29 protein-coding genes are annotated in these 21190 nt (G+C 60.9%); 6 read left to right on the plus strand and 23 right to left on the minus strand.

Annotation, left to right across the window (positions count from 1 at the left end; genetic code table 11):
* Positions 1 to 124: 124 nt before the first annotated feature.
* Positions 125 to 490, minus strand: a complete 366-nt coding sequence (locus M0654_RS21870; RefSeq protein ID WP_248684911.1) for a hypothetical protein — start codon at positions 488 to 490, stop codon at positions 125 to 127.
* Between the two features lie 167 nt (positions 491 to 657).
* On the opposite strand from M0654_RS21870, the gene M0654_RS21875 reads away from it, so the two are divergent.
* Entirely contained in the window at positions 658 to 840 is a 183-nt protein-coding gene (locus M0654_RS21875) for a YegP family protein (RefSeq protein WP_248684912.1), read from the plus strand.
* Between the two features lie 59 nt (positions 841 to 899).
* Here the strand turns inward: M0654_RS21875 and M0654_RS21880 are convergent, their stop codons facing one another.
* Together M0654_RS21880 and ftsZ are read right to left on the minus strand one after the other, a co-directional pair.
* Positions 900 to 1535 carry an outer membrane protein gene (locus M0654_RS21880; RefSeq protein WP_248684913.1) on the minus strand — a complete coding sequence of 212 codons (636 nt, stop codon included), beginning with the start codon at positions 1533 to 1535 and terminating at the stop codon, positions 900 to 902.
* Between the two features lie 264 nt (positions 1536 to 1799).
* Positions 1800 to 2825: a cell division protein FtsZ gene (gene ftsZ / locus M0654_RS21885; RefSeq protein WP_248684914.1), complete on the minus strand. Its 1026-nt coding sequence runs from the start codon at positions 2823 to 2825 to the stop codon at positions 1800 to 1802.
* A gap of 221 nt (positions 2826 to 3046) precedes the next feature.
* On the opposite strand from ftsZ, the gene M0654_RS21890 reads away from it, so the two are divergent.
* Both M0654_RS21890 and M0654_RS21895 read left to right on the plus strand, forming a co-directional pair.
* Positions 3047 to 3265: a hypothetical protein gene (locus M0654_RS21890; protein WP_248684915.1), complete on the plus strand. Its 219-nt coding sequence runs from the start codon at positions 3047 to 3049 to the stop codon at positions 3263 to 3265.
* A 340-nt stretch (positions 3266 to 3605) separates the two neighbouring features.
* On the plus strand, positions 3606 to 3917 hold the full coding sequence (locus tag M0654_RS21895) for a DUF1883 domain-containing protein (RefSeq protein ID WP_248684916.1): 312 nt from the start codon (positions 3606 to 3608) through the stop codon (positions 3915 to 3917).
* 17 nt (positions 3918 to 3934) lie between these two features.
* Here the strand turns inward: M0654_RS21895 and M0654_RS21900 are convergent, their stop codons facing one another.
* Together M0654_RS21900 and M0654_RS21905 are read right to left on the minus strand one after the other, a co-directional pair.
* A complete protein-coding gene (locus M0654_RS21900; protein ID WP_248684917.1) occupies positions 3935 to 5251 on the minus strand; it encodes a replication-associated recombination protein A in 1317 nt (438 codons plus the stop codon).
* Positions 5248 to 6648, minus strand: coding sequence for a DegQ family serine endoprotease (locus M0654_RS21905; protein WP_248684918.1), 1401 nt, complete (start codon positions 6646 to 6648; stop codon positions 5248 to 5250). The genes M0654_RS21900 and M0654_RS21905 overlap by 4 nt, the downstream gene beginning before the upstream one ends.
* Positions 6649 to 6901: 253 nt before the next feature.
* Between M0654_RS21905 and M0654_RS21910 the strand changes: the two genes are divergently transcribed.
* Positions 6902 to 7252 (plus strand): lysozyme inhibitor LprI family protein, encoded by a 351-nt coding sequence (locus tag M0654_RS21910; protein ID WP_390921059.1) that lies wholly within the window; start codon positions 6902 to 6904, stop codon positions 7250 to 7252.
* Positions 7253 to 7255: 3 nt separating this feature from the next.
* Here the strand turns inward: M0654_RS21910 and ilvD are convergent, their stop codons facing one another.
* A complete protein-coding gene (ilvD, locus tag M0654_RS21915; protein ID WP_248684919.1) occupies positions 7256 to 9091 on the minus strand; it encodes a dihydroxy-acid dehydratase in 1836 nt (611 codons plus the stop codon).
* 150 nt (positions 9092 to 9241) lie between these two features.
* Entirely contained in the window at positions 9242 to 9646 is a 405-nt protein-coding gene (locus M0654_RS21920; protein WP_118849438.1) for a DUF4112 domain-containing protein, read from the minus strand.
* 209 nt (positions 9647 to 9855) lie between these two features.
* On the opposite strand from M0654_RS21920, the gene msrP reads away from it, so the two are divergent.
* Together msrP and msrQ are read left to right on the plus strand one after the other, a co-directional pair.
* On the plus strand, positions 9856 to 10800 hold the full coding sequence (gene msrP, locus M0654_RS21925) for a protein-methionine-sulfoxide reductase catalytic subunit MsrP (RefSeq protein ID WP_248684920.1): 945 nt from the start codon (positions 9856 to 9858) through the stop codon (positions 10798 to 10800).
* Complete coding sequence (msrQ, locus tag M0654_RS21930) at positions 10800 to 11441, plus strand: protein-methionine-sulfoxide reductase heme-binding subunit MsrQ (RefSeq protein ID WP_248684921.1); 642 nt, start codon at positions 10800 to 10802, stop codon at positions 11439 to 11441. Before msrP ends, msrQ begins: the two co-directional genes overlap by 1 nt.
* A gap of 40 nt (positions 11442 to 11481) precedes the next feature.
* On the opposite strand, the gene M0654_RS21935 is transcribed toward msrQ, so the two are convergent.
* From M0654_RS21935 to rplX, 16 genes are all read right to left on the minus strand, one after another.
* Positions 11482 to 12060, minus strand: a complete 579-nt coding sequence (locus tag M0654_RS21935; protein ID WP_248684922.1) for a hypothetical protein — start codon at positions 12058 to 12060, stop codon at positions 11482 to 11484.
* A 126-nt stretch (positions 12061 to 12186) separates the two neighbouring features.
* Positions 12187 to 12612 carry a 50S ribosomal protein L17 gene (gene rplQ / locus M0654_RS21940; protein WP_118849435.1) on the minus strand — a complete coding sequence of 142 codons (426 nt, stop codon included), beginning with the start codon at positions 12610 to 12612 and terminating at the stop codon, positions 12187 to 12189.
* Positions 12613 to 12657: 45 nt separating this feature from the next.
* Positions 12658 to 13668: a DNA-directed RNA polymerase subunit alpha gene (locus M0654_RS21945; protein ID WP_248684923.1), complete on the minus strand. Its 1011-nt coding sequence runs from the start codon at positions 13666 to 13668 to the stop codon at positions 12658 to 12660.
* A 176-nt stretch (positions 13669 to 13844) separates the two neighbouring features.
* Positions 13845 to 14234 (minus strand): 30S ribosomal protein S11, encoded by a 390-nt coding sequence (rpsK, locus tag M0654_RS21950; protein WP_007766864.1) that lies wholly within the window; start codon positions 14232 to 14234, stop codon positions 13845 to 13847.
* Positions 14235 to 14353: 119 nt separating this feature from the next.
* The gene (rpsM, locus tag M0654_RS21955) at positions 14354 to 14722 is read right to left on the minus strand and encodes a 30S ribosomal protein S13 (RefSeq protein WP_118849433.1); all 369 of its coding nucleotides are present in this window, start codon (positions 14720 to 14722) and stop codon (positions 14354 to 14356) included.
* A gap of 239 nt (positions 14723 to 14961) precedes the next feature.
* Positions 14962 to 15612, minus strand: a complete 651-nt coding sequence (locus M0654_RS21960; protein WP_118849432.1) for an adenylate kinase — start codon at positions 15610 to 15612, stop codon at positions 14962 to 14964.
* On the minus strand, positions 15609 to 16949 hold the full coding sequence (gene secY / locus M0654_RS21965) for a preprotein translocase subunit SecY (RefSeq protein ID WP_118849431.1): 1341 nt from the start codon (positions 16947 to 16949) through the stop codon (positions 15609 to 15611). The genes M0654_RS21960 and secY overlap by 4 nt, the downstream gene beginning before the upstream one ends.
* Before the next feature lie 237 nt (positions 16950 to 17186).
* A complete protein-coding gene (gene rplO / locus M0654_RS21970) occupies positions 17187 to 17666 on the minus strand; it encodes a 50S ribosomal protein L15 (protein WP_118849430.1) in 480 nt (159 codons plus the stop codon).
* 16 nt (positions 17667 to 17682) lie between these two features.
* Positions 17683 to 17892: a 50S ribosomal protein L30 gene (rpmD, locus tag M0654_RS21975; RefSeq protein WP_118849429.1), complete on the minus strand. Its 210-nt coding sequence runs from the start codon at positions 17890 to 17892 to the stop codon at positions 17683 to 17685.
* A gap of 14 nt (positions 17893 to 17906) precedes the next feature.
* Positions 17907 to 18476, minus strand: coding sequence for a 30S ribosomal protein S5 (rpsE, locus tag M0654_RS21980; RefSeq protein WP_248684924.1), 570 nt, complete (start codon positions 18474 to 18476; stop codon positions 17907 to 17909).
* Positions 18477 to 18628: 152 nt separating this feature from the next.
* Positions 18629 to 18991, minus strand: coding sequence for a 50S ribosomal protein L18 (rplR, locus tag M0654_RS21985; RefSeq protein WP_118849427.1), 363 nt, complete (start codon positions 18989 to 18991; stop codon positions 18629 to 18631).
* A gap of 12 nt (positions 18992 to 19003) precedes the next feature.
* A complete protein-coding gene (gene rplF / locus M0654_RS21990) occupies positions 19004 to 19537 on the minus strand; it encodes a 50S ribosomal protein L6 (RefSeq protein ID WP_248684925.1) in 534 nt (177 codons plus the stop codon).
* A gap of 43 nt (positions 19538 to 19580) precedes the next feature.
* Positions 19581 to 19979: a 30S ribosomal protein S8 gene (rpsH, locus tag M0654_RS21995; protein ID WP_117193853.1), complete on the minus strand. Its 399-nt coding sequence runs from the start codon at positions 19977 to 19979 to the stop codon at positions 19581 to 19583.
* A gap of 12 nt (positions 19980 to 19991) precedes the next feature.
* A complete protein-coding gene (gene rpsN, locus M0654_RS22000) occupies positions 19992 to 20297 on the minus strand; it encodes a 30S ribosomal protein S14 (RefSeq protein WP_118849425.1) in 306 nt (101 codons plus the stop codon).
* Positions 20298 to 20330: 33 nt separating this feature from the next.
* Positions 20331 to 20888 (minus strand): 50S ribosomal protein L5, encoded by a 558-nt coding sequence (gene rplE, locus M0654_RS22005; RefSeq protein ID WP_118849424.1) that lies wholly within the window; start codon positions 20886 to 20888, stop codon positions 20331 to 20333.
* Positions 20881 to 21189 carry a 50S ribosomal protein L24 gene (rplX, locus tag M0654_RS22010; RefSeq protein WP_248684926.1) on the minus strand — a complete coding sequence of 103 codons (309 nt, stop codon included), beginning with the start codon at positions 21187 to 21189 and terminating at the stop codon, positions 20881 to 20883. The genes rplE and rplX overlap by 8 nt, the downstream gene beginning before the upstream one ends.
* Between the last annotated feature and the right edge of the window lies 1 nt (position 21190).

Genomic DNA, 21190 nt, shown 5'->3' on the forward strand with positions numbered 1-21190 from the left:
AAGGTGTCACCTAAACTAAAACTTCAAGAGGCAGCTTTCAGCGCCCCGTCCGAAACAAAACTTTGAGGATCGCCAAGGGAGGACTCCGTCCATTCCCCGCCACCACCGGATACCACCCAAGGGTTCACACCATCGGCTCCGCCCTCGCCGACCCCGGTTGCATCCGCGTCGTCAGCACCAGCACGGCCGCAAGCACCGCAATGACGAAGCTTGAGCGGTGAAGCATAGGCGGCAGGTCGACGAGGAAAGGCAGGACCAGCATCACGACGGCAAAACCGGCATCGAGCGCCAGATGCGCCGGCATCGACAGGTAGGATTTCCAGCCAAGCTCATAATCGGTGAACAGGGAATAGAGGATGCCGAAGACACCCAGGATCACGAAGGCGGCAAACCCCGCCCCTTGCGCCCCGGCAACAAAGGCCAGGATGATCATGCCGAGGCATACGAGATAATCGGCAATGCCGTGGACGGATGTCGGAATGAAGCGCACGTCTCGTCTCCTTGTTGAGGAGCAAAAACCGGCGGGCGCGGGTGAAGTTCCGAAGTGCCAGCGATACACGCGGTGCGCGACACATCACCAACCAGCGCGTGCAGGTGGTTCGTAGCAGACGCGACCGGTTGCGCGTAGCGTCCTCCTGCCGAACCAAGGAGGATGGCATGGCAACCTGCAAGGAAACGAATGGAGATACCTGGGAGATTTACCAGAGCAGCGGCGAATGGCGCTGGCGGCGGAAGGCCTCGAACGGAAAGATCGTTGGGCAATCATCCGAAGGCTACAACAACAAAAGCGATTGCATCGCCAATGCCAGGCGCAACGGGATGACCTGCAATCCCGTCTAGCACAAACGGAATGGAGGCCAGGCACGAGCGCGTGCCTGGCCTCCACAATTCATCATGAACTAGAACTTGTAGTTCACGCCAGCCTTGAGCGTCTGGTCGCGAACGTCGGTGCGCGAGGCGACTCCACCCGTCGTGCTGCGCACGTCGTTGGTCATCGTGTAGTTGTACTCGAAGCGAGCCGAGAGGTTGTCGGAAAGCTTCTGCTCGACGCCCGCGCCGAGGATCCAGCCCGGCTTCCAGCCGTCCGGGCCGTTCGTGCCGTTGTGGTCCTTGAAGCTCGTGAGAGCAACACCGGCCGTGCCGTAAACAAGCGTTTCGTTGAAGCCGACGCCAGCCTTTGCCTTGGCGGCAACGCGGCCCTGCTCCTTGATGTTGCCGTTCGGAACGCGGCTCTTGACGTTGCCAAGGTGGCTCGCTTCGATTTCGGCACCGATGACGCCGCTGTCGAGGTCGACATTGTAGCCGCCGTGCACGCCGACAACCAAACCCTTGTCGCCGTCAAACGGGTTCAGCTTGCGCGATGCCATACCAAGGTCGCCACCGACATAGGCGCCACCCCAACCGGCGCTCGGGCCGGTGATCGGGTCGTTTGCCATCGGCGGCTCGGAATAGTTGGTCAGGTCTGCAGCCGAGAGGGGGGTAGCGAAAAATGCGGCGACGATTGCCAGCGCGAAGGGCGTCTTCATCATGGTCATGCTTTACTCCATACAAAGCCCGCGTCGAAACAAGGACGGAGGCGGTTTTTTTCATTCACGGTCCGCAGTCGTCGCGACTCCCCACTTCAGCCCTTCGGGTCATGCCGCCTGCGTCTTGCGAACCATTTTCACGAATCTCTAAAGAGTCCCTTAACCGAACCGCCCTCGCCCGCCGGCCTTCGATCAACAATTTGTAACCCTTGCAAAAACGCAAAAACACGCGGCTCGTCACCGCGTGTTTTCATCAAGAATGGACCGGAATTCTTACTGCAGGATACGCGGCGCCGGCTGCATGCCGGGCTGGGTTCCGGCAGCGGCGGCGAGTTCATCGCCGTCGAGGCCCGTCGCCACCACCGAGACGCGGAACTTGCCGTCGAGGTTGCGGTCGAAGATGGCGCCCACCACGATGTCGGCCTCGTCCATCACCTCGTCACGGATACGGCTTGCGGCCTCGTCGACCTCGAACAGCGTCATGTCGGAGCCGCCGGAGATCGAGATCAGCACGCCCTTGGCGCCCTTCATCGAAATGTCGTCGAGGAGCGGGTTGGCAATCGCCGCTTCGGCGGCCGTCAGGGCGCGACCGTCGCCGGAAGCTTCGCCGGTGCCCATCATCGCGCGGCCCATGCCCTTCATCACCGACTTCACGTCGGCAAAATCGAGGTTGATCAGGCCTTCCTTGACGATGAGATCGGTGATGCAGCCAACGCCGGAGAACAGCACCTTGTCGGCGGTCATGAAGGCATCGGCAAAGGTCGTCTTGGCGTCAGCAATGCGGAACAGGTTCTGGTTCGGAATGACGATCACGGTGTCGGCCGCGCGACGCAGTTCCTCGATCCCGGCTTCGGCCGTCTTCATGCGGCGGTTGCCTTCGAAGGTGAAGGGCTTCGTCACGACGCCCACCGTCAGGATGCCGGCATTGCGAGCCGCCTGGGCGATGATCGGTGCGGCACCGGTGCCTGTGCCGCCGCCCATGCCGGCCGTCACGAAGCACATGTGGGAGCCGGAGAGATGATCCATGATCTCGTCGATCGATTCTTCGGCAGCGGCGCGGCCGATTTCCGGCAGCGAGCCGGCACCGAGGCCTTCGGTCACATGCGCGCCGAGCTGGATGCGGCGCGATGCCTTGGAGGTGGCAAGCACCTGCGCGTCGGTATTGGCCGCGATGAAATCGACGCCGGCCAGTTCCTCGGCGATCATGTTGTTGATGGCGTTGCCGCCGCCACCGCCGACACCGATCACGGTGATCTTCGGCCGCATCTCGGTAATCTGGAATTTCTTGCCGTCCGTCATCGTCATCTCCTTGGGCATCGGCGCAAGCCGGCGGGCGACTTCCCCGCCACCCGAATCAGCGGTATTTTAGCTGTGCAACTAGGCAGAGGCTGGGCGAAAGAACAAGAGCAGCATCAAGGGAGGCCCGAAAGCGAAATTTTCCACAGCTTGGCGGGAACTTCCGCGAGGCAGCGCTATTCTAAAGATTCGATCACAAAAAGAAGAGAGGAGCATAGCGTACCATGCCTACGTCCGCCGCACGCGCGTCTGTCCCTTCCCCGGAAGAACATATCCTCACTGCCCAGGAAGCCCTCGAGCCACTTTTCCTGGCTTTGGAAGAAGAAGCCGAGGTCAAGATGATCGCCGCTGCGGTCAAGGCCGGCTGGCGGGTCGAGGACGCTGTCTCCGCCATCGATGAGTTGAGGCGCACCGAGCTGCTTCCCCGCAACCGGCGGCACTGATCTCCGATCAAGCCGGATGATTCTCAAAAGCAGCCCGGGGCACGTCCACGCCTCGGGCTATTGCTGTATCATGCGTTGAAAACGCCGCTGCTTTGCCGCTGGCTTTCGGGCAAGAAAAATCCCGCCTGGGGAGCCGGCGGGATGTTGAAGTGGAGGTCAAAAATTTATGGTTGTTGAGGCAACCGCAGGGGACGAAGATCGCCTCGTTTGGCATGGCCTTGTGTTGCCATGCATGTCTGTTTTCATTGACTTAACCCGCAACTTGGCAATCGGTTCCACATTTCGTTAACGGCGGATCGTTAAGGTTGACGGACTTTTATTTTGGCGGCATGAGGCAGGCATGGCCACCCCGAGTTTCCGGTTCACACATTACGATCTGAAGGCACAGCGCGCTGGTACGGTGGTCGAGGTGACCCTGAACGCCGTGAACAACGTCCGCCTGATGACGGCCGGCAATTTCCAGCGTTTTACCGAGCGCCTCGACTTCAAATATATCGGCGGCGTGGCGCGTCGCTCGCCCATCCGGCTCGTCATTCCCGACAGCGGCCACTGGCACGTCATCGTCGACATGGAAGGCCATCACGGCCTGGCGGAGTCCTCGCTCATGATCATGGCCGTTCCCGCCAACGCCGGGCAGAAACAAGCTTCTTAAGCTCCAGGGCTCAAAGGCTATCCGCCGTTTCGCTCCTTGCGAAGCTTCGCCCACCAGTCCAGCCGCTTGCGGATCTCACGTTCGAAACCGCGCTCCGGCGGATCGTAAAACACCTGCCGCCCCATCTTCTCCGGAAAATAATCCTGGCCGGAGAAAGCGTCGGGTTCATCATGGTCGTAGCGATAACCATCGCCGTAGCCCTCGCCCTTCATCAGCTTCGTCGGCGCATTCAGGATATGCTTCGGTGGAAGCAGCGAGCCGTTTTCCTTCGCCGCCCGCGTTGCGGCCTTGAAGGCTGTGTAGACCGCGTTGGATTTCGGCGCGCTCGCCAGGTAGACACAAGCCTGCGCCAGCGCCAGTTCGCCTTCCGGCGAACCGAGATAATCATAGGCGTCCTTGGCAGCATTGCAGATCACCAGCGCCTGCGGATCGGCAAGCCCGATATCCTCCACCGCCATCCGGACCAGTCGACGGCCGAGATAGAGCGGATCCTCGCCGGCATCGAACATGCGCGCAAGGTAATAGAGCGCGGCATCGGGATCGGAACCGCGGACCGATTTGTGAAGCGCGGAGATGAGGTTGTAGTGCCCGTCCTGCGCCTTGTCATAGACCGGGGCGCGACGCTGGACGATCTCCGTCAGCGCTGCTGTGTCAAACACCTCGTCGGGTCGGGCCGCCCGCCAGACTTCCTCTGCCAGCGTCAGCACGGCGCGGCCATCGCCATCGGCCATACGGATCAAGGCTTCCCTAGCGCCCTCATCGAGCGGCAGCGGCCTTTTCTCGACTTCTTCGGCGCGGCCAAGAAGCTCGCGCAAACTGTCTTCATCATGCGAGCGGAAGGTCAGCACCCGGGCCCGCGACAGAAGAGCGGCATTGAGCTCGAAGGAAGGATTTTCCGTCGTGGCACCGATGAGGATGACGGTGCCGTCCTCCATGACGGGCAGGAAGCTGTCCTGCTGGGCGCGGTTGAAGCGATGGATCTCGTCGACGAAGAGCAGCGTCTGGCGCCCGTCCATGCGGCGCAGGCGTGCCGCCTCAAACACCTTCTTCAGGTCCGCCACGCCGGAAAAGATCGCCGAGATCTGCTCGAAGGCCAGCCCCGCCTCTCCAGACAGGAGCCGCGCGACGGTGGTCTTGCCCGTGCCGGGCGGGCCCCAGAAGATCATCGATCCGAGCGAGCCGGAAGCGATCATCCGCCGCAGCACGCCATCTTCACCGGTCAGGTGCGCCTGGCCGGTCACTTCCCCCAATGTCTTCGGGCGAAGGCGGTCGGCCAGAGGCCGCCGATTGGCCACCTCATCCGGCACCTTCGGCGCGAAGAGATCACCGCTCATCGGAAGAACTGCCGGATCCGCTGACCATCGCGCTCGATCTCGACCCGCCAGAAGCCGGGATTGTCGTCGAGCATGGCTTCCAGCGCCTTGGTGGAGGTCACAGTCGTGCCGTTGAGCGAGATGACGATGTCCTTCGGCTGGAAGCCATAGCGTGCAGCAGGCGAACCGCGCACGACATCGGTGACAACGACGCCTGCCTTTTCAGCCGGTATGCGCATCTCGGTGGCGAGCTTCGGCGAGAGGTTTGCCACGCGCAGCCCGGCAAACGGGTTCCTGCCCTCCAGGAGCCGTTCCTCGCGCGGCACCGTTTCCGGCGCGGTGTTGAGCGCAAGGTTCACCTGCCGCTGGCCGGCGCCGGTCTGGACGGTCAGCGTCGCCTGCTTGCCAAGCCCGGCGGTTGTCAGACGGTACCCCAAGGCATCCGGATGCTCGACCGAGATGCCATTGACGGCGGTGATGACCTCGCCAGGCTTCAACCCGGCCCGGTCAGCCGGACCGCCTTCGACCACGCGAACGACCAGCGCACCGCGAGCCGCCTTGAGGCCCAACGCTTCAGCGACATCGGAGGTGACCGCATCAAACGTCGCGCCAACGAACGGGCGCTCGAAGATCGTCTTGCCTTCGGCAGCGGCGGCCAGGAAAACCTTCACCAGGTTGGACGGGATGGCAAAGCCGATGCCGTTCGAACCACCGCCGCGCGAGAAGATCGCCGTGTTGATGCCAAGCAGTTCGCCATTCATGTTCATCAGCGCGCCGCCGGAATTGCCCGGGTTGATCGAGGCATCCGTCTGGATGAAGAAGCCGAAGTCGCCGGAGCGCACCTGGTTGCGCGCGAGCGCCGACACGATGCCGCTCGTCACCGTCTGGCCGACACCAAACGGATTGCCGATCGCCAGCACCAGGTCACCCACTTCGGTGCGGTCAGAATCGCCCAGCGGCATGACGGGGAACCGCTCCTTCGACTTGATGCGCAGCACCGCCAAGTCCAGGCTCTCGTCCTTCAAAAGGATTTCGCAGGGGAATTCGCGCCCGTCGGCGAGCGCAATCTTGATGTCGTCGGCGCCTTCAATGACGTGGTTGTTGGTGACTACCATCCCTTCGGCAAGGATGACGCCGGAACCGAGCGAGGACTGCTTCTCGGAGCGGTTCGGCATCCGCTGGCCGAAGAACTGCTCGAAGAAGGGATCGCCGGCGAATGGGTTCATGCGCCGCACGATGCGCTCGGCATAAACGTTGACGACAGCGCCCGCCGCCTGCTTCACCAAAGGCGCGAAGGAAAGCTGCATCTCCTGGCGGCTTTGCGGCACCGCCCGCTGCTCCTGGGCCAGCACGTTGGCGGGCATGGCTACCAGGAGGGCAAGAAGACCGATCGACACGCGGCGCGGCATGTTCAGCATATTATTCCTCTCAAGCGTCAGAAAGTCCGGTCGATTTGTAGCGCGGCAGGTTGAAAAAGAAAGGCGTCATAATCGCGGCTGCACAGGCGATGTCGAGACCCGTTCCCCCATATAAAGCCTCTAGGATGGCAGCGCCAATGGCAAACCGCCGGCCACCCTGCCTTGCCATCCGGCGCGCCTGCCTCATCTTTCCAGGCACGCGGTGCTGGAGATGACGGATGCTCCAGGGCCGGATGCAGAAGGAGTTTACGCCATGAGATCAATCGTCACAGCTCTCGCACTCACCGGCCTTGCGGCCGTGCCCCTGCCGCAGATGGCGTCTGCCGCGAGCTTCGATTGCGAGCGGGCTGACCTCGCGCCCGACGAGAAGATGATCTGCGACAACCGCTCCTTGAACGATGCCGATGTGAAGATGGTGACCACCTTCGACATCCTGACGACGCTCGTCGCGATGGGTAATCGCGACAAGCTGAAGGAGGAGCAGAGTGCGTGGCTGAAGAAACGTCAGGCCTGCTCCGAAGACGTGGCTTGCCTGCAGGAGGCTTATGCGGAACGCATGAAGAAGCTGGACGAGGCCTTCAACGACATCACCCGGCCGCTCTGAGCGTTATTCCGGCAGGATGCGGACGGCGCCCTTGTCGGCAGAGGATGCGAAGGCCGCATAGGCCCTCAGCGCCGTCGTGACATTGCGCTTGCGCGGTGCCGCCGGCTTCCAGCCGAGCGCGTCCTGCTCGTGGCGGCGGGCCGCGAGATCTGCGTCCGAAACCTTGAGGTTGATGGTGCGGTTCGGGATGTCGATCTCGATGAGGTCGCCCTGGCGCACCAGGCCAATCGCGCCACCCTGGGCGGCTTCCGGCGAGGCGTGACCGATCGACAGACCCGAGGTGCCGCCGGAGAAGCGGCCATCGGTGATCAGCGCGCAGGCCTTGCCCAGTCCCTTCGACTTCAGGTAGCTCGTCGGATAGAGCATTTCCTGCATGCCCGGGCCGCCCTTGGGGCCTTCGTAGCGGATGACCACGACGTCGCCAGCCTTGACCTCGTTGCCGAGGATGCCCTTCACGGCCGCGTCCTGGCTTTCGTAGACAACGGCAGGACCGGTGAACTTCAGGATCGATTCATCGACGCCAGCCGTCTTCACGATGCAGCCATCGAGCGCGATGTTGCCGTAAAGTACGGCAAGGCCACCGTCCTTGGAGAACGGCTTCTCGACGGAGCGGATGACGCCGTTTTCGCTGTCGGTATCAAGCTCATCCCAACGGGACGACTGCGAGAAGGCAACCTGCGTCGGCACGCCGCCCGGTGCTGCCTTGAAGAACTCGCGGACCGTTTCCGAATTGGTGCGGGTGATGTCCCAGCGGTCGATCGCATCGCCGAGGGTCGTTTCGTGGACGGTGGCGCATTCACGGTGGATCAGGCCGCCGCGGTCGAGCTCCCCCAGGATGCGCATGATGCCGCCGGCGCGGTGAACGTCTTCCATGTGGACGTCCTGCTTGGCAGGCGCGACCTTGGAAAGGCACGGCACCTTGCGCGACAGGCGGTCGATGTCTTCCATGCCGAAGTCGACGCCGCCTTCGTGGGCCGCCGCGAGGATGTGCAACACGGTATTGGTGGAGCCGCCCATGGCGATGTCGAGCGACATGGCGTTCTCGAAGGCTTCCTTCGTGGCGATGTTGCGCGGCAGGACGCTCTCGTCGCCCTGCTCGTAATAGCGGCGAGCGAGATCAACGATCAGGTGACCGGCTTCAACAAACAGGCGCTTGCGGTCCGAATGGGTAGCGAGCGTCGAGCCGTTGCCGGGCAGCGAAAGGCCAAGCGCTTCGGTGAGACAGTTCATGGAATTCGCCGTGAACATCCCGGAGCAGGAACCGCAAGTCGGGCAAGCCGAGCGTTCGATGACCTGGACGTCTTCGTCCGAAACCTTGTCATCCGCCGCGGCGACCATGGCGTCTACGAGGTCAAGCGCTACCGTCTTGCCCTGCAGGACCACCTTGCCGGCTTCCATCGGGCCGCCGGAAACGAAGACCACCGGGATGTTGAGGCGCATGGCGGCATTCAGCATGCCGGGGGTGATCTTGTCGCAGTTGGAGATGCAGACCATGGCATCGGCGCAATGCGCGTTGACCATATATTCGACGGAGTCGGCGATAATTTCGCGCGACGGCAGCGAATACAGCATGCCGTCGTGGCCCATGGCGATGCCGTCATCGACGGCGATCGTGTTGAATTCCTTGGCGACACCACCTGCGGCTTCGATTTCCCGTGCCACGAGCTGACCGAGGTCCTTGAGGTGGACGTGACCCGGGACGAACTGGGTGAAGGAGTTCACCACCGCGATGATCGGCTTGCCGAAGTCGGAATCCTTCATGCCCGTTGCGCGCCATAGTCCGCGCGCGCCGGCCATGTTGCGGCCGTGGGTCGTCGTTCTGGAGCGATAAGCAGGCATGGTGTGTCCTCGATCTCGTCGGGCCGGTGCCCGGCCGTTGGCCGAGCGCAAAAAGCCCCTTTGTTTTGCGGCTTTCTTTATCCGAAGCGCCCGATCATGTCACTATCAGGACAGGCCAAAGCGGTACGGTTGGCCCGCAGAGCGCACGCCCTACCGCACCTCGGCCGGATCTATCCCGAGATGATCGAAGATGATCTGCACGTTGCGGCGGTGCGACTTGAAGAAGACGTCGAAGATGTCACCAGCCAGTGGCACACTGCCAAGGACCGAGTCTGCCGCGAGGTTGCCGACCATCCGGACCAGCTTGTCGGCTGGAAGGCCAAGCCGCCGGGCCTCGTTGACGATGTAGAGCCCGATGAGCGCGCCGCCGGCATCACCCACGACCGGTAGAAGGCCGATGACGGAGTCCGCACCAAAGCGCAGCCGCGTGCCCGGAATCCCGATCGCGGTATCCATCAGCCGCGCAAGGCGGGCCAGCCGGCGCAGGCGCTTGAGTGTCTCGGCACGGTCGGTGAAGGTGTCGCTTCGCCCGGCATCCCATGTACGTGTCACCATGGCAGTTCTCCTTGTCGCCGTGCCAGCGGATTCGGCTGACAACTTGCCATCAAGAGATGGTGATCCGGGCTTGAAGTTTCCATGTTCCAGGCCGCCTTTCGTCACGCAAAAGTGGTTGCGGCGTTTTTTGTACCCGCTGTGAAACCAAGGGCTTTGGGACTACGTATTGAACCAGGAGAGGCACCGCCGCCGCCAGAGGAGAGACCGCCATGCCCGCTTATCGTCCGCCCAAGATCCCCGCCTCCGAAATCACCCCGCGCGCTATCTACATGTCGCGGCGCTCCTTCATCGGCGCGACGGCAGGCGCCGGCCTGTCGCTGGCAGGCTTCGGCAGCGCGCTTGCCGCGCCGCTCACCGCCAAACCAGGGCCATACAAGCTGGATGAAAAGCTCACTCCGAAGGAGTCGGTGACGACCTACAACAATTTCTACGAGTTTGGCGTCAACAAGGAGGATCCGGCGGCCAATTCCGGTGATTTCAAGACGACGCCCTGGACGGTGAAGGTCGATGGCCTGGTCGGCAAGCCGCGGGAGTTCGGGCTGGAGGAAATCCTCAAGATGCAGCTCGAAGAACGCACCTATCGCCTGCGTTGCGTCGAAGGCTGGTCGATGGTGATCCCCTGGATCGGCTTCCCGCTTTCGGCTATCCTCGACCAGGTCGATCCGCTGGGCAGCGCCAAATACGTTTCCTTCGAGACGGTGGTGCGTCCGGAAGAAATGCCAGGACAGAAAGGCCTGTTCCAGCCGCTCCCCTGGCCTTACGTCGAGGGTCTTCGCCTGGACGAGGCGCGCCATCCGCTAACCATCCTGGCGGTCGGCCTTTACGGCGAAACCCTGCCGAATGCCAACGGCGCGCCCATCCGGCTCGTCGTGCCGTGGAAATACGGCTTCAAGAGCATCAAGTCGATCGTCAGGATTTCGCTGGTCGAAGAGCAGCCGCAAACGACCTGGAAGAATGCCAACGCGCGGGAATACGGCTTCTATTCCAACGTCAATCCGGCGGTCGACCACCCACGCTGGAGCCAGGCAACCGAACAGCGCATTGGCGAAGGCGGTTTCTTTGGCGGCAACCGTCGCGACACGCTCCCGTTCAATGGATATGCCGAGGAGGTGGCAAGCCTCTATGCCGGCATGGACCTGAAGGCGAACTACTGATGTCGTTTCTTCCTGCCCTGCCCCGCCGCTACCACGGTGCCAGCGTCTGGGCGCTCTACATCCTCGGCCTCGTCCCGGCCGTCTGGTATTTCTATCTCGGTGCGACGGACCAGTTGGGCGCCAACCCGGTGAAGGAGTTCGAGCACGCGCTCGGAATCTGGGCGCTGCGATTCCTGATCGCGACACTGGCAATCACGCCGCTGCGCGACATCGCCGGCATCAACTGGATGCGCTATCGGCGGGCGCTGGGCCTGCTTGCCTTCTATTACGTGCTGATGCACTTCACTGTCTATGTTTCGCTCGACCTCGTCTTCAATTTCGGCGCGGTGGGCAGCGATATTGCAAGGCGTCCCTATATCACCATCGGCATGGCCTGCCTGGTGCTGCTGATCCCGCTGGCGCTGACCTCGAACAACTGGTCGATCCGCAAGCTCACCACCGCATGGACCAAGCTGCACAAGCTCGTCTACCTGATCGCCGCAGGCGGCGCCTTGCATTACGTGCTGGCGGTGAAATCGGTGACGCTCGTGCCCTTCATACACGTCGCGCTGATCGCGATCCTGGTCGCCTATCGGGTGGTGAGGCGGCCCTTCCTGGACTGGAAGCGCGGGAGAAGAAGCGTGGCCGCTTCCGCGCACTGAAGTGCCGTACTACATCCGACGGTCACCGCGAACGCTGACATTAGAACTTGGGCAACCGAAGGGTCCGCTCTATGCCTTGTATCCTGCCCAAGCCTTGTTGGCTCGACTCGATCGCCGATTGATTTCGGTTGGAAAACTCCTCGAAGAACTTTGGCTGAGTGACTTCGTTCCACTGGCGTATGTCTGCACTTACTGAGGGCGTCTTCGCAGGTTCGCCAGCCACCGGAGGTGTCACCTCTTCCACTTTGGCGACTGCACCCTTTAGCGCACCGCTAAGCTGCAGCAACTCCTCCCTCACCTTTCTGTTATCTTCGGTCAAACGCGCCACCTCTCTGGTGAGATCAATCGTTGCCGACTGCATCGTCACCTTGAAGCCATCGCCCGACCACTCAAAGTTGGTGATGAACGGCATAGCAAGGAATACAAGCCCGACACCCAAGATGACGGATTGGCCAGTTGTGACCGGCCGGTTCTTTAGCACCAGAAATAGTGAAACAAGGACAACGAGGATCCCAACTGCGGCCATCACCGAGGAAGAATGCACCGCTAAAAAGCTTGCATCACCAGAGGCAATAGCCGACGTCTTTGACTGTGCACTAGCCGTAGAAACAAAACCCATGATAGGCCCCCTCCGCTATATACCCCTAATGGTAGCATATGCGTAGCCTTCTACAACTGGTTTTTGCACACAAAAAAGCCGGGCGTTTCCACCCGGCTTCTTCTATTTCCGACATTGCGGAGATGATTAAGCGGCTTCTGCAGCTTCTGCTTCAGCAGCAACGCGTTCCTTGTCGGCCTTGCCCTTGGCATCAACGTCGCGTTCAACGAACTCGATGACGGCGAGCGGAGCATTGTCGCCCTGGCGGAAGCCAGCCTTCATGATACGCAGGTAACCGCCGTTGCGGGTTGCGTAACGCGAAGCGATGGCGTCGAACAGCTTGCGAACAGCGTCCTGGTCCTGGATCTGCGAGATTGCCTGACGACGAGCGTGCAGGTCACCGCGCTTGCCGAGGGTAACGAGCTTTTCGACGATCGGGCGAATTTCCTTCGCCTTCGGCAGGGTCGTTACGATCTGCTCATGGGTGATGAGCGAAGCCGCCATGTTGGCAAACATTGCCTTGCGGTGGCTTGCGGTGCGGTTGAGTTTGCGGCCGGCTTTTCCGTGGCGCATGATGTGTCTCCTTCACTTGCAGGCATTCGCCTGCAGTCTGACTAATTAGTACTGGTCTTCGTAGCGCTTTGCGAGATCTTCGATGTTTTCCGGCGGCCAGGCAGGAACTTCCATGCCAAGATGGAGGCCCATGGATGCCAGAACTTCCTTGATCTCGTTCAGCGACTTGCGACCGAAATTCGGAGTGCGCAGCATTTCCGCCTCGGTCTTCTGGATGAGGTCGCCGATATAGACGATGTTGTCGTTCTTCAGGCAGTTCGCCGAACGGACCGAAAGCTCCAGTTCGTCGACCTTCTTGAGAAGCGCCGGGTTGAACGCGAGTTCGGCAACCGATTCTTCTTCGACGTCCTTCTGCGGCTCGTCGAAGTTGACGAATACGCCGAGCTGGTCCTGAAGGATGCGGGCTGCGAAGGCAACTGCATCTTCACCGGTAACCGAGCCATCGGTCTCGATCGTCATGGTCAGCTTGTCGTAGTCGAGAACCTGGCCTTCGCGGGTATTCTCGACCTTGTACGACACCTTCTTGACGGGCGAGTACAGGCTGTCGACCGGGATGAGGCCGATCGGCGCATCTTCGGCACGGTTACGTTCAGCCGGAACATAGCCCTTGCCGTTGTTGACCGTGAATTCCATGCGGATTTCGGCGCCCTCGTCGAGGGTGCAGATAACATGGTCAGGGTTGAGGATCTCGATGTCGCCAACCGTCTGGATGTCACCAGCAGTTACGGCACCCGGACCCTGCTTGCGCACGACCATGCGCTTGGCATCATCGCCATCCATCTTAATGGCGATTTCCTTGATGTTGAGCACGATGTCCGTCACATCTTCCCGAACGCCCGGGATCGAGGAGAACTCGTGGAGAACGCCGTCGATCTGCACGGCGGTGACAGCCGCACCACGCAGAGACGACAGAAGAACGCGACGCAGCGCGTTGCCGAGCGTCAGACCGAAGCCGCGCTCGAGGGGTTCGGCAACCAGCGTTGCCTTGGTACGACCGGACGAGGTGAATTCCACCTTGTTCGGTTTGATCAGTTCCTGCCAGTTCTTCTGGATCATGACTAAATACCTTCCGTTCGTTGCCACCATCCAATCGTGGCAACCGAGCATGAGGAACACCGAGAGGAGGATTGCTCGTCGGCGATACGGTGAAAGCCGCCCGACCCCAGGAGGGACAAGCGGCTGTTACCGAGTTCACAAAAGGGTAGCAAACCGACCACCCTCCAGCACGTCGATCAGACGCGGCGCTTCTTGCGCGGGCGGCAGCCGTTGTGCGGGATCGGCGTGACGTCGCGGATCGAGGTGATCATGAAGCCAGCAGCCTGCAGAGCGCGCAGAGCCGACTCACGGCCGGAACCCGGACCGCAAACTTCGACTTCCAGCGACTTCATGCCATGCTCCTGAGCCTTCTTGGCGCAGTCTTCGGCAGCGATCTGAGCAGCGAACGGGGTCGACTTACGCGAACCCTTGAAGCCCTTGGCACCGGCGGACGACCAGGCAATCGCATTGCCCTGCGCGTCGGTGATCGTGATCATCGTGTTGTTGAAGGTAGAATTGACGTGGGCAACGCCCGACGTGATGTTCTTGCGTTCGCGACGGCGTACGCGGGTGGCTTCCTTGGCCATGTTATCCCTTTCGTTGATCTCTGCACCGCCGTAGTTCCAGCGGCTCCACCTTGGAACGACCAGTCAAACAGGAGCGAACAAGGAGACCCCTGCCCGCCCACGCGACCGTGCGTCCAAAATTACTTCTTCTTACCGGCGATTGCCTTGGCCGGACCCTTGCGGGTGCGGGCATTGGTGTGGGTGCGCTGACCGCGGACCGGAAGGCCACGACGGTGACGCAGGCCACGGTAGCAACCGAGGTCCATGAGGCGCTTGATGTTCATCGCGGTTTCGCGACGAAGATCACCCTCGACCTGGTAGTCGCGGTCGATCGTTTCACGGATCTGAAGGACTTCAGAGTCCGTCAGCTGGTGAACGCGCTTCTCGGCCGGAATCCCGACCTTCTCGACGATTTCTTGTGCGAATTTCGGGCCGATCCCGTGAATATAGGTCAGCGCGATGACAACGCGCTTCGCAGTCGGGATGTTGACGCCAGCGATACGTGCCACGCCTATTCTCCTTCGTTCCAGTTGCCGTCCAGCAAGTGGTACTCTTCCATGAAAGCAGCCGTTTGGCGGCCGCCAGTTCAAACGTCATACGGAACAGGTCAAAACGACCGGTCCCGGATGTCCTTGCGGGAAATCCGCGCCGATCGCAAAAACTTGTCGCGAGTTGGCGCGGTCTTTAGCGGAATCAGCGCTTGAATGCAACCGTTCCGCCCGAGATTCTTTAACGGATCCCTGACGGCTCAGAGCGCCGCGAAGATCTTTTCGATGTCGGCCGTGACCTTGTCCATCTCGGCCATGCCGTCGACAACCTGGAGCTTGCCCTTGGCATGATAGTAGCCGATCAGCGGCGAGGTTTCCTTGTAGTAGACCTCGAGGCGCTTCGTCATCGTCTCGGCATTGTCGTCCGGACGACGCTTGAAGTGAGTCGAACCGCACTTGTCGCAGACGCCTTCGGTGGCCGGCTGGCGGTCGGTGTCATGATAGACAGTCCCGCACTGGGCGCAGGAGTAACGACCGGACACGCGGCGAACCAGTTCCTTGTCGTCGACTCGCAGTTCGATCACCACGGACAACTCGAGGCCCTTGGCCTTCAGCATGGCTTCCGTTGCATCCGCCTGAACAAGCGTGCGCGGAAAACCATCGAGAATGAAGCCGTTGGCGCAGTCCGGCTGGTCGATTCGCTCGGACACGATCGCATTGACGATCTCGTCCGAAACGAGGCTTCCGGCGTCCATGACGGCCTTGGCCCGCTTGCCAACTTCGGTTTCGGCCGCAACGGCGGCACGCAGCATGTCACCTGTGGAGAGCTGCGGGATGCCGTGCTTCTCGACGATCCGCTGGGCCTGGGTCCCCTTACCCGCGCCCGGCGGTCCTAATAGAATCAGTCTCATCGTCCCCTCTTTCCTCCGCGCAGCTTCGACTTCTTGATCAGGCCCTCGTATTGCTGGGCAATGAGATGGCCCTGAATCTGCGCAACCGTATCGAGGGTTACACTGACGACGATCAAAAGCGAAGTCCCACCAAGGGCTAATGGTACGCCGGTACGGGCGATCAACAACTCAGGCAGAACGCAGACAAACACGAGGTAGACCGCGCCCACGACCGTAATGCGGGTGAGGACGTAATCGATGTATTCGGCGGTGCGCTCGCCGGGGCGGATGCCCGGGATGAAGCCACCGTGCTTCTTCAGGTTGTCGGCCGTGTCCTTCGGATTGAAGACGATGGCCGTGTAGAAGAAGGCGAAGAAGGCGATCAGCAGGCCGTAGAGCAGCATGAACAGCGGCTGGCCGTGGCCGAGCGAAGCGACGATCGTCGTTGCCCAGTCCGGAAGCTGCGAGTTACCCGCAAAGCCTGCGGCCGTTGCCGGCAGAAGCAGCAGCGAGGACGCGAAGATCGCCGGGATAACGCCCGAAGTGTTGAGCTTCAGCGGCAGGTGCGACGTATCGCCCTGGAACATGCGGTTGCCGACCTGGCGCTTCGGATACTGGATCAGAAGGCGACGCTGTGCGCGCTCAACGAAGACGATCAGGGCAATGACGCCGATCGCGACCACGATGACGGTGAGAATCAGTGCCGTCGGAAGTGCGCCGGTGCGACCAAGTTCCAAGGTGCCAGCAAGAGCCGTCGGAAGGCCAGCCGCGATACCCGAGAAGATGATCAGCGAGATACCGTTGCCGATACCGCGCGAGGTGATCTGCTCGCCGAGCCACATCAGGAACATCGTGCCGCCAAGCAGCGTAATGACCGTCGACAGGCGGAAGAACCAGCCCGGATCGAGCACGAGGCCGTTGCCGCTCTCAAGGCCTGCCGCAATGCCGTAAGCCTGCAGCGTGCCCAGCAGCACCGTGCCGTAGCGCGTGTACTGGTTGATGATCTTGCGACCCGCCTCGCCTTCCTTCTTGAGGTTCTCAAGAGACGGAACGACCGAGGTCATCAGCTGCACGATGATCGATGCGGAAATGTAGGGCATGATGCCGAGCGCGAAGATCGCCATGCGTTCGACGGCGCCGCCCGAAAACATGTTGAAGAGGCCGAGGATGCCGCCTGCCTGGCCACGGAAGGCCTGGGCATAGGCTTCAGGGTTCAGGCCCGGAAGCGGGATGTGCGTTCCGAGGCGGTAAACAAGAAGCGCGGCAAGCGTAAACCACAGCCGCTTCTTGAGATCCTCTGCCTTGGCAAAGGTCGAAAAATTAAGATTGGAGGCGAGTTGTTCCGCTGCAGAAGCCATGCATTTCTCCGCCCGACCGTCTGATCCGCCGGCGGAACATGCCAGAGCCGGAAAGCAGTCGCAAATTCTGGTTCAAAAAAACCGGGCGCGGGAGATTGCGAGGAGCAATCGGATGCCTCACCCTGTTTTCCGTATGATCCCTGCCGGCGACCAACAGGATCGCGTGGGATCGTGAGGCTCACATATGGAGATAAAATCGCCCGGTGTGAAGCTCAAACCGGGCGATTTTCAAACGATTTATTCAGCAGCAGCTTCAGCTGCAACGAGCAGCTTTACAGAGCCGCCAGCCTTTTCGATCTTCTCGACGGCAGCCTTGGAAGCGCCGGCAACTTCGATCGAAACCTTGGCCTTGAGTTCACCGTCGGCGAGAACGCGAACACCGTCCTTCGGACGACGGATCACGCCAGCAGCCTTGAGCGAAGCGGCGTCGATCGTCGCGTTCGAATCAAGCTTGCCTGCATCGATGGCGCTCTGGATGCGGCCGACCGAAACGGTGACGTAGTCCGAGGCGAAGATGTTGTTGAAGCCGCGCTTCGGCAGGCGACGATAGATCGGCATCTGGCCGCCTTCGAAGCCGTTGATGGCAACGCCGGAACGAGCCTTCTGACCCTTCACGCCGCGACCACCGGTCTTGCCCTTGCCGGAGCCGATACCGCGACCAACGCGGATACGATCCTTGGACGCGCCTTCGTTATCCTTGATCTCATTCAGTTTCATGGTGTCTTCCTCCGTCTCACTTCTCGTCGACGACGCGAACGAGATGCTGGACAGCCCGGATCATGCCACGAACGGAAGGAGTGTCTTCCAGCGTGCGGGTCCGGTGCATCTTGTTGAGGCCGAGACCGATCAGCGTCTGGCGCTGTACGGCCGGGCGGCGGATGGGGCTGCCGATCTGCTGAACGGTAACCGTCTTTGCTTCAGTCTTCTGCGTAGCCTTAGCCATGGGTCAGACTCCTCTTATTCTTCCGACGCATTGCCGGAAGCGGCGCGGCGAGCCTGGAGCGTTGCATACTTGATGCCGCGCTGAGCTGCTACGTCCTTCGGATGCACCTGGTGCTTCAGAGCGTCGAAGGTTGCACGAACCATGTTGTACGGGTTCGACGAACCGGTCGACTTTGCAACGACGTCATGAACGCCGAGCGTTTCGAATACGGCGCGCATCGGACCGCCGGCGATGATGCCGGTACCAGCCTTGGCGGCGCGCAGAAGAACCTTACCGGCGCCGTGGCGGCCATTGACGTCGTGATGCAGCGTACGGCCGTCACGCAGCGGTACGAAGATCAGATCGCGCTTTGCGCTTTCGGTAGCCTTGCGGATCGCTTCCGGCACTTCGCGTGCCTTGCCGTGGCCGAAGCCAACGCGGCCCTTCTGGTCGCCAACGACGACGAGAGCAGCAAAACCAAAGCGACGGCCGCCCTTGACGACCTTGGCGACGCGGTTGATCGCGACCAGCTTGTCGACGAATTCGCTATCGCGCTCTTCGCGGTTCTGGCGATCGTCGCGAGAACCTCTTCTTTCCTGTGCCATTGTCCTGTTCCTTTTTCTTTTCCGGGTGCAACGGGCTTATTTCCGGGAGCCAACCACCAGCGAGCCTGAAGCAACCCGGTGGAACGACTATGTGCATGCGGCGAACCGCGTTTCGCCCGGCCTTCCCTATCGAGGAAGACCGGGCGAAATTCTTAGAAGCTCAGGCCGCCTTCGCGGGCAGCGTCAGCAAGAGCCTTGATGCGGCCGTGATAGATGAAGGCGCCGCGATCGAATACGACTTCCTTCACGCCAGCCTGCGTCGCACGCTCGGCGACGAGCTTGCCAACGGCAGCAGCTGCTGCAACGTCGGCACCCGTCTTGAGCGAGCCCTTGAGACCTGCATCGAGCGTCGAAGCGGCAGCAAGCGTGCGGCCGGCAACGTCGTCGATAACCTGGGCATAGATGTTCTTGGAGGAGCGGTGAACCGACAGACGCGGACGGCCGTTTGCGACCTTCTTGAGCTGGCGGCGGACACGGCTCGCACGCTTGGTGAGTGCTTCTTTTCTGGTAGCCATGATCGCTCGTCCTTACTTCTTCTTGCCTTCCTTGCGGACGATCCGTTCCTCAGCGTACTTGACGCCTTTGCCCTTGTAGGGCTCGGGACCACGGTATTCGCGGATTTCCGCTGCAACCTGACCGACCTGCTGCTTGTTGATGCCGGTGACGACGATTTCCGTCGGCTTCGGCACGGCAATGGTGATACCTTCCGGGGTCTGGTAGACCACGTCGTGGCTGAAGCCGAGTGCCAGCTGCAGGTTCTTGCCCTGCATCGACGCGCGGTAACCAACGCCGTTGATTTCGAGCTTGCGCTCGAAGCCGTCCTTAACGCCCTTGAAGATGTTCTCGATCATCGTGCGGGACATGCCCCACTTCGAGCGAGCATCCTTGCTATCGTTGACCGGGGTCACCGAAACTGCGTTGTCGTTAAGCTCAAGCTTGATTTCGTCGTTGGCGACGAAGACGAGCTCGCCCTTAGGACCCTTTGCAGTGACCTTCTGGCCTTCAACGGTTGCCGTCACACCTGCTGGAACCGGGACGGCTTTTTTACCGATACGAGACATGTTTCAATCCTGTCTGTTCGTTATGGAGTTCCCCTACCCGATCTTAGAAGACCGAGCAGAGAACCTCGCCGCCTACGTTCTGTTCGCGAGCCTGGTGATCGGCCATCACGCCCTTCGGGGTCGAAAGGATGGTGATGCCGAGGCCGTTCGCGACCTGCGGAATGGACTTTACCGAGACGTAAACCCGGCGGCCCGGCTTCGACACGCGGCCGATCTCACGGATCACCGATGCGCCTTCGTAGTACTTGAGTTCGATTTCGATCTCGGCCTTGCCGTTACCGTAGTCGATTTCCGAATAACCGCGGATGTAGCCTTCAGCCTGGAGCACGTCGAGAACGCGGGCACGCAGCTTGGAAGCAGGCGTGGTTACGGTCGACTTGCGGCGGGCAGCGCCATTGCGGATGCGGGTGAGCATATCGCCCAAGGGATCAGTCATGGTCATCTAACGATCTCCTTACCAGCTCGACTTGACGATGCCCGGCACCTTGCCGAGGTTGCCGAGTTCGCGAAGCGCGATACGCGACATCTTGAGCTTGCGATAGTAAGCGCGCGGACGACCGGTGACTTCGCAACGGTTGCGGATACGCGTCTTAGAGCCATCGCGAGACAGCGAAGCGAGCTTGATAGTTGCCTTGAACCGTTCTTCGATCGGAAGTTCCTGGTTCATGATGGTCGCCTTCAGTTCAGCACGCTTTGCAGCCTGCTGGGCGACGGTCTTGCGGCGGCGCTTGTTCTTTTCAACTGCGCTGGTTTTCGCCATATCGGAGTTCCTTTTAAACGCTCGTCGTTACGGTTACTGGCGGAACGGGAAGTTGAACTCTTTCAGGAGAGCCCGTGCTTCGTCGTCCTTGGTAGCCGTCGTGCAAACGATGATGTCCATGCCCCACATCTGATCAACCTTGTCGTAGTTGATCTCCGGGAACACAATGTGTTCCTTGAGGCCCATGGCGAAGTTGCCACGGCCATCAAAGCTTTTCGGGTTCAGGCCGCGGAAGTCGCGAACGCGCGGAAGCGCGATGTTGATCAGGCGGTCCAGGAATTCGTACATGCGGGCGCCACGCAGGGTGACCTTCGCGCCGATCGGCATGTTCTCACGAACCTTGAAGCCAGCAATCGAGTTGCGAGCCTTGGTGATCACCGGCTTCTGGCCGGCGATTGCTGCGAGGTCAGCTGCAGCAACGGTAGGCTTCTTGGAGTCAGCAGTTGCTTCGCCCACGCCCATGTTGATGACGATCTTTTCGAGCTTCGGGATCATCATCTCGTTGGAGTAGCCGAACTGTTCCTTCAGCGCAGCGCGGATACGGGAAACATATTCCTGCTTGAGCCGCGGCTCATACTTTGCCTCAGCCATCGATCACATCTCCCGTACGCTTGGCGACACGCACCTTCTTGCCGTCGACGACGGAGAAGCCAACGCGGGTCGGCTTGCCGTCCTTCGCAACGATGGCGATGTTCGACAGGTGAATGGACGCTTCCTTGTTGATGATGCCAGCTTCCTGCGTCTGAGTCTGACGCTGGTGGCGCTTCACCATGTTGATGCCACGCACTACAGCGCGGTCTTCCTTCGGCAGAACCTGAAGCACTTCACCAGTGCGGCCCTTGTCCTTGCCGGTCAATACGACGACGTTGTCGCCTTTGCGGATCTTTTGCATG

Origin of the sequence: Neorhizobium turbinariae, assembly GCF_023223505.1 — a bacterium.
Classification (GTDB): Bacteria; Pseudomonadota; Alphaproteobacteria; order Rhizobiales; family Rhizobiaceae; genus Neorhizobium; species Neorhizobium turbinariae.